The sequence below is a fragment of the Pusillimonas sp. genome (assembly GCF_044464525.1).
Lineage (GTDB): Bacteria > Pseudomonadota > Gammaproteobacteria > Burkholderiales > Burkholderiaceae_B > Pusillimonas.
In genome coordinates this window covers 1-7,708 of sequence record NZ_JBIQLE010000059.1, presented here as the reverse complement: position 1 = coordinate 7,708, position 7,708 = coordinate 1, and the positions used below count along the sequence as shown (strand labels likewise).

The 7,708-nt window shown below is 58.3% G+C and carries 8 protein-coding genes; all 8 read right to left on the bottom strand.

Annotated elements, in window-relative coordinates:
- Positions 1 to 804, bottom strand: an 804-nt coding sequence (locus ACIY1O_RS17425; protein ID WP_397476355.1) for a methyl-accepting chemotaxis protein, incomplete at its 3' end; no start/stop codon positions are given.
- A 49-nt stretch (positions 805 to 853) separates the two neighbouring features.
- Positions 854 to 1,498 (bottom strand): protein phosphatase CheZ, encoded by a 645-nt coding sequence (gene cheZ / locus ACIY1O_RS17420; protein WP_397476354.1) that lies wholly within the window; start codon positions 1,496 to 1,498, stop codon positions 854 to 856.
- A gap of 17 nt (positions 1,499 to 1,515) precedes the next feature.
- Positions 1,516 to 1,905, bottom strand: coding sequence for a chemotaxis response regulator CheY (cheY, locus tag ACIY1O_RS17415; RefSeq protein ID WP_397476353.1), 390 nt, complete (start codon positions 1,903 to 1,905; stop codon positions 1,516 to 1,518).
- 42 nt (positions 1,906 to 1,947) lie between these two features.
- Positions 1,948 to 3,006: a protein-glutamate methylesterase/protein-glutamine glutaminase gene (locus tag ACIY1O_RS17410; protein WP_397476352.1), complete on the bottom strand. Its 1,059-nt coding sequence runs from the start codon at positions 3,004 to 3,006 to the stop codon at positions 1,948 to 1,950.
- Between the two features lie 61 nt (positions 3,007 to 3,067).
- On the bottom strand, positions 3,068 to 3,907 hold the full coding sequence (locus tag ACIY1O_RS17405; RefSeq protein ID WP_397476351.1) for a CheR family methyltransferase: 840 nt from the start codon (positions 3,905 to 3,907) through the stop codon (positions 3,068 to 3,070).
- Positions 3,908 to 3,914: 7 nt separating this feature from the next.
- Entirely contained in the window at positions 3,915 to 5,642 is a 1,728-nt protein-coding gene (locus ACIY1O_RS17400; protein WP_397476350.1) for a methyl-accepting chemotaxis protein, read from the bottom strand.
- 98 nt (positions 5,643 to 5,740) lie between these two features.
- Positions 5,741 to 6,244: a chemotaxis protein CheW gene (locus ACIY1O_RS17395; protein ID WP_397476349.1), complete on the bottom strand. Its 504-nt coding sequence runs from the start codon at positions 6,242 to 6,244 to the stop codon at positions 5,741 to 5,743.
- Positions 6,237 to 7,708, bottom strand: a 1,472-nt coding sequence (locus tag ACIY1O_RS17390) for a chemotaxis protein CheW (RefSeq protein WP_397476348.1), incomplete at its 5' end; no start/stop codon positions are given. The genes ACIY1O_RS17390 and ACIY1O_RS17395, both read right to left, overlap by 8 nt.

Here is a 7,708-nt window from a genome sequence, read left to right as displayed (position 1 = left end):
CATGCGGGCATCCATGCGTTCGAAGTCGACCACAAACTGATCGAAGTTGTTCTTGACCCCGGACACCACCTGTTCGGAACTGCTCATGTCAGCATGGATCTCATCGGTGCGGTCGCGTGTATCCGACACCAGATCGAGAATCTCGCCTGCCTGCTGCACAATGTCGCCTGTAGCTGCGTTCACACGCTCGGCGAGCTTGCCGACCTCGGTGGCCACCACGGCAAAACCCTTCCCGGCCTCGCCCGCCCGGGCCGCCTCAACCCCGGCATTCAGAGCCAGCAAATGCGTCTGCAGCGCGATGTCCTTGATGAGACGGCTGGTATCGTCGACGGACTGCGCCCGCTTGTTGAGCTGAGCCACCACGCCGGAAAAAACCTCTACCTGGCCGGCAACCCGCGTGACCCGCTCGTGAAGCTCGTTGAGCTGTGACAACGCCTGGTTGGCCGCGGCAAGCTGGGTATTGCAGGCTTGGGCCACCTCGGCGACGCCTTGGGCCGTATCACGGGAAAGGGTTTCGATCTGGTTGCCGCTGACGGCCAACGCTTGCGCCTCGGCGCTTTGCTCGGACACCAATTGGCGGCAGGCTTGCGCTTGTCCATGAAGCCGGGCGGTGTTGAGCGCAATGTCGATGGTGGCCTCTCGCATGGAAACCAGGCCCCGCCGCACGGCGTCCAGCAGTCGGGCCAAGGGCCAAGCCACGGGACTTAGTGTCCACGCCCGATCCGCAAATGTGGCCCTGCCGCGAGCAATGCCACTTACCAGGCGATAGACGCCAAAAGTACGACTTTTGCTTTTGTGCTTCATGAAGCCCTCCCGGATTTTTGTTGATCTGTTTCGGTTATGCGAACCTTCTTTAGAAACCCAGACTGGCCAGCAGGTCGTCGACTTGGTCCTGGTTGGCCACCACGTCGGCCTTGCCCGTGGGGTTGGTTTGAGGCCCATTGAGCAAGGAAGTGGTCTCGTCGCGCTTTTCTTTAGGGGCGTTGTCGATCAACACCTGCACGAGTTCCTGTTCAATGGTGCCGATTACCCCCAGCATGCGGGTAATAACCTGGCCGGTAAGATCTTGGAAGTCTTGTGCCATGATGATCTCCATCAAGAGATCGAGCGACGTCTGCGTATCGGCCGGAATTTCACGCAGCAAGCCCCGGGTGTCGTCCACCAGTTCGCGCGCCTGGGCAAGTTCGACGGGATGATCGAACCACGCCTGCCAGCGGTCATCCAGATCACGAGCGCGTCGCTGCATTGTTTCTTGCAGAGGCTGTACCGCCTCTGCCGCATTCAGGACACGATTGGCCGCCTGCTCGGTCATGCGCGCCACGTAACCAAGACGGTCGCGAGCATCAGGAATGGCCTCGGCAGCCTCTTTGATGGCTTGATCCAACCCCAGTTCGCGCATGCTGTCACGCAGCATACGGGTAAGTTGCGCGATTTTGCCGATCAAATCTTCGGCTTCGATGCCATTACTGGGTGCGCGCCCTTCTGCCGGCATTGTCATAATCTATTCCCCACTGGTTAAGCATTCAATTTCTCGAAAATCTTGTTCAATTTTTCTTCGAGCACGGCGGCCGTGAAAGGCTTGACTACGTAGCCGCTTGCACCCGCCTGTGCGGCGGCAATGATGTTTTCTTTTTTGGCCTCGGCAGTAACCATCAAGACGGGCATCTTGGACAGCGCCGGGTCGGCCCGTATCGTCTTGAGCATGGCCAGGCCATCCATGTTGGGCATGTTCCAGTCTGAGACGACCAGGTCGAAATTGTTGTTGCGCAATTTTTCAAGCCCCATGACGCCGTCTTCGGCCTCGTCGACGTTCTCGAAGCCCAAATCCTTGAGCAGATTCTTGATAATGCGCCGCATGGTCGGAAAATCGTCGACCACGAGGATTTTTATGGTTTTCTGTACCACTTTGATTCTCCAGTTAAACAGTTTTCATCGGGCCGCCGAGACCTACACTCGATGGCCATATGAGCCGGCGCTTCGCAGCAGCCGCTCGCTGATCTCTGATAAAGGCACAGCCTGCTCGGCCGCGCCGATTAGCAAGGCTTCGCGCGGCATGCCGAACACCACGCAACTTGCCTCGTCTTGTGCGAAAGTTTGGGCGCCGGCCTCTTTCATGGCCAGCAAGCCCTGAGCGCCATCTTTGCCCATGCCGGTCAGTATTACGCCGACGGCGTTTTTACCGGCGACCTGAGCCACTGAATGAAACAACACATCAACCGATGGGCGGTGGCGGTTGACCGGTTCGCTGGGGTCCAGCCTGACGACATAATTGGCTCCGGAGCGGGCCAGCTTCATGTGCGCCACGCCGCCCGGCGCCAGATAGACGTGACCAGGCAGCACGCGCTGCCCGTCTTCCGCCTCGTGGACCTGGACGTCGCACAAGCCATCAAGCCGTTGCACGAATGAGCGCGTGAAGCCTGCCGGCATATGCTGGGTTATGAGTATGGCCGGCGAATTGGCGGGCATGGGCTCGAGCACCTGGCGTATGGCCTCGGTGCCGCCTGTGGAGGCCCCAATGACGATTAGTTTTTCGGTGGTCGAAAACAGGGGCTTCAGCCGGCGCGGCGCAACTGCGGAAGCGGCGACGTCAGCCCTGGGACGAGGCCTGGACAAAGCCGCCGCACGTATCTTGTCGGCAATAAGATCGCTGTATTCCATTAGCCCGTCACGCAGCCCCAGGCGCGGCTTGGTGACGAAGTCGACCGCCCCAAGCTCGAGCGCGCGCATGGTGACTTCGGAATTACGCTCGGTAAGGGAAGACACCATGACCACCGGCATCGGCCGCAAGCGCATCAGCCGCTCGAGAAAATCGAGTCCGTCCATGCGAGGCATTTCTACGTCAAGTGTCAGAACATCGGGATTGTGCTGCTTTATGAGGTCGCGCGCGACCAAAGGATCGGGCGCGACCGCGACCACCTCCATGTCGTGATGACTGTCGATGATTTCAGTCATCAGGCTGCGCACCAGTGCGGAGTCATCCACACACAACACGCGTATTTTCTTCATGCTCACCGTCTCCAAACTAAATGCATCAGACCAGCTCTCCGTGAACCGTACCTAAAGCCGGCTAAGCCAGCGTATAGACCGTCTGACCGCGTAGGCGAAAGGACTTGGTAAGGTAGGTGAAGTTCTCGGAATGGCCTGCAAACAACAGGCCGCCCGGCTTGAGCATGGGTGCGAAACGCTCCAAAATGCGCGTCTGGGTTGGCTTATCAAAATAAATCATGGTGTTGCGGCAAAATATGGCATCGAACTTTTCTCCGGTGGGCCATGTTGGCGCAACCAGATTAAAAGTTTCGAATTGCACAATCTCCTGCAGGATGGGCTTTACACGGACCAAGCCGGATTTGGCGGCCTTGCCACGATAAAAATACTTCTTCAACAGTGGCTCGGGCACCGGTTTGACCCGTTCGAACGTGTAGATGCCCTTGCGCGCTTTTTCAATGGCCTGGGTGTCGATATCGGTCGCCCACACGCGCGGCGCGGCCTGCCCCCCCGGGGTGTTTTCGAGCAGGGTCACACCAATGGTGTAGGCTTCTTCGCCTGTGGATGCAGCACAGCACCAGACCGACACCGGGGCTTTGCGGTCGCGAATGAAGTCGGCCAATATGCCGAAATGATGCTGCTCGCGAAAGAACGCAGTGTGATTGATGGTGAAGGCATTAACAAAAGCGTCCCACTCGATCGACTGGGAATCTTGCTGCAAGTGCCGCAGGTATCCGGATGCGTCACGCAACCCTTTTTTTCGGGCGCGCATCCCAAGCATTCGAGCGGCCAGTTCGCGCTTATGGTCTCCCAGGACGATGCCCGACCGGGCGTGCAGCAGCTTGCCCGCCAAGGCGAATTCTTCGTCGGACAACGAAAATTGCTCAGGCGCGAGGTATTGATACCTGGGAAGACCGCTCATGGATTCCTTAGCCTTGCGGCGCTAATAGGGGATGCTCGGAGAACCCGGACTCATCTTGCTGGGAATGTGAGAGCTGGAAAGACTCGGATTCTTCGGGCGGCGCGTCAATAATCTCTGCGCCGCTCACTTTGAACACCGATACCGCCTCGGACAAATGGCCGGCCTGTTCTTGCAGTGAACCCGCCGCGGCGGCCGCCTCTTCGACCAAAGAGGCATTTTGCTGAACTACAGCGTCCATCTGGGCAACTGCCTGATTGACCTGCTCAATGCCATCGAGCTGCTCGTTGGACGCCGAAGCGATTTCAGCCATGATGGTGGTGACACCCTCGATGGAGGCAACGACATCACGCATGACGGTACCCGCCTGCGCGGCCTGCCGGCTGCCGGACTGGATGGTTTCGACGGAGTCTTCGATGAGGGTCTTGATCTCTTTGGCCGCTTGGGCGCTACGCTGAGCCAGCGAGCGCACCTCGCCCGCCACCACCGCAAAGCCCCTGCCTTGCTCTCCGGCCCGCGCCGCCTCAACCGAGGCGTTGAGCGCAAGGATATTGGTCTGGAACGCGATGCCGTCAATGACGCCGACGATCTCGGTGATTTTGCTTGAACTGGTGGTGATGTCGTCCATCGTGCTTACCACTTGAGAAACGGCGGTTCCTCCGCGCTGTGCGACCTGGGTTGCTTCTTTGGCCAGGCGGTCGGCTTGCAATGCGTTGTCGGTATTTTGCTTGACGGTGCCGGCGAGCTCTTCCATGCTGGCGGCCGTTTGCTGCAGCGATGCGGCCTGCTGCTCGGTGCGGCTGCTAAGGTCGGTATTGCCCACGAAGATTTCGCGCGACCCCAGGTTTATTTCTTCGACCCCATGACGCACGGTCGTTACCGTGCGGGTGAGGCTTTCTTGCATGCGGCGCAAGGCCTCGAACAGCACGCCGATCTCGTTGCGGGAGCGCACCTCGATGCGCTGGGTAAGGTCTCCGGCGGAAATACGGTCAAAGTGCGAACTTGCCAGGCGCAAGGGCCGCAGTACAACCCGCCCCAGGAACACGTAAGCCAGCAAAGAGATGATCAGCGACGCGATGATACCGGCGGCCACCAGTTGCATCACCAATAGATATTGCTCGCTTTCTTCAGCTTGGATGCGGTCAACCTCGGCCTGCAAATATTTGTTGAAGTCGGCCACGGCGTCGTAGAGGTCGCCCTGCATGTATTCGCCGGTTCCGTCCTTGAACGCGTTGTATCCATCGACGTCGCCGCTTTCGAGAAAGTCGAACAAAGGCTCGACTCCACCGTTCATGAGGGACGCGTATGCGTTGCTTAGGCTCATGTATACCCGGTGTTCGCGCCCCTCGGACAAAGCCAGGAAACGATCAAAAGCTGCGCGCGATGCAGCGAAATCTTTGCGGGCTCCGTCGATGAGCTGGTGGGCGGGTTCTCCGGTTGCGACTATTGGAGAAGCATAGCCGCCCGACTTGAGCTCTTCGATCGCCTCGGCCTGTTGGGCGGCCTTATCGGCCAACACCGCTTCGATAGCCAACCCCATGGTCACCTGCACCGTCTTGAAACGGTCGATGGACTCGTTGAGCGCTGCGCGGATATTCTGACTTCGCACCACATGCTCAAACGTCTGGCTATTTGCATACAGCGAATACAAACCCAGCCCGGCGCCCACAAACAAGGAAACCACGAAGAAAATCAGCACCAGCACCAGACTGGTCCGGACCTTTAAGTTATTGAACATGCTAAGACCAAACATGAGGACCCCTCTTTGTGTGCCGCATACCGTAATTCCATCGCCGGCGCCGCTTTCGTTTTATGCAGCGGTGGTACGGATGCTATTTAGACCATGGCAGCCTGTTCAACCAACGCCATCTCGGAGCTGGTCATGAGTTTCTCGATGTCGACCAAAATAAGCATGCGCTCGCCGACGGTGCCGATGCCGGTAAGATATTCGGTCGAAAATGCTGTGCCGAACTGAGGCGCTGCGCTTATTTGCGACGTCTGAAGCATCAGCACGTCGGACACGCCGTCGACCACCACCCCCACCACCCGCGATTCAAGATTGAGGATGACGACCACGGTCTGGTGGTTGTACTCAACGTTTTCAAGGTTGAACTTGATGCGCATGTCGACAATAGGCACGATTACGCCGCGCAAATTGGTGACGCCCTTGATGAAGGACGGCACATTGGCGATGCGCGTGACGCTCTGGCTGTCGTAGCCGCGAATTTCCTGTACTTTCAGAATATCGATGCCGTATTCCTGATTGGCCAGGGTGAACACCAGGAACTCTTTGCCCGTGTCATCCGCCTGCTCGGGGCTTCCATCCACTTTATTAAGCATGTTGTTTATCTCCGATAAAACTGGTGGCCGGCAGGGCCGGTTTATTGCGGGTCATGCGCAGCAGCGCGAACACGTCGACGATGAGGGCCACACTGCCATCGCCCAGGATGGTGGCAGCTGAAATGCCGGGTATCTTGCGGTAGTTGGCCTCAAGGTTTTTAACCACCACCTGCTGTTGACCAACCAAATGATCGACCAACAGGGCGAAGCGCGACTCTTCGGCCTGAAGTATGACGGCGATCGAGCGAGTGACCTCTGTTTGCGCGCCTTTCACATCAAACACCTGGTGCAGCGCAATCAGTGGCAGATACTCGCCGCGCACGTGCAGTACGTTGTCGCCCTCGGAAATACTGTGCAGCTGCTCGTCGGTGGGCTGTATGGATTCGGACACATTGCTAAGCGGCAAAATGAAAATCTCTTCGCCCGCCTGGACAGTCATGCCGTCAAGGATGGCCAGCGTCAGTGGCAAAACGATGCGGGTGGTGGTGCCCTGGCCCGCTCGCGAGCTTAGCTGGATATGACCGCCCATGCCCTGAATGTTCCGGCGTACGACGTCCATGCCAACGCCCCGTCCCGAGATTTCAGTGACCTTGTCGGCGGTAGAGAAGCCGGGAGCAAAAATAAGCTGCCATAACTCGTCGTCGGGGGTGTTTTCGTTAACCGGAAAGCCCTGCTGGATCGCTTTGGCCAGAATGCGGTCGCGGTTGAGTCCGGCGCCGTCATCGGTAACTTCGATAATGATCTGGCCGCCGCTATGTTGAGCGGAAAGCGTCAAGTGCCCTTCTGGGTCTTTGCCTGCTTCAATTCGCTTGTCGGGCGTCTCGATGCCGTGATCCAGACTGTTGCGGACCAGATGGGTCAGCGGATCGATGATTCGTTCGATCAGGCTCTTGTCCAGTTCTGTTGCCTGGCCGCGCGTGGTGAGCCTTATCTGTTTGCCCAGCCGCGATGCGCTTTCACGCACTACGCGCGGGAAACGGCTAAAGACGTAATCCATTGGCATCATGCGGATCGACATGACCGATTCTTGAAGATCGCGGGCGTTGCGCTCGAGCTGTTCAATACCATTGAGCAGACGATCATGCTCGACGGGGTCAAGGGTCGACGCCGTCTGCACCAGCATGGCCTGCGTGATGACAAGCTCGCCAACCAGATTAATGATCTGGTCGACTTTTTCGACGCCGACCCTAAGTGTGCCGCTTTCTTTGACGGGCTTGCGTGCGCCCTCAGCCTTGGCGGGACGTGCGGACGACTCTTGTGAGGCGGGTGCGGCCGGGGACGGGTTTGCGGCCCCACTAGTGTCATTGCCGGTGTCGGTGTCATTTTCCGTCGCGACAGAAGAGGCGGGATCAGCGTCTGGAGCGACCGTGGCGGTATCCGGCGCTGATGCTTCGGGGGTAATGCGGATCTGATCTTGATTGACGATGAAGCAACACACTGCCTCGATATCGTCTGCACTGCAGG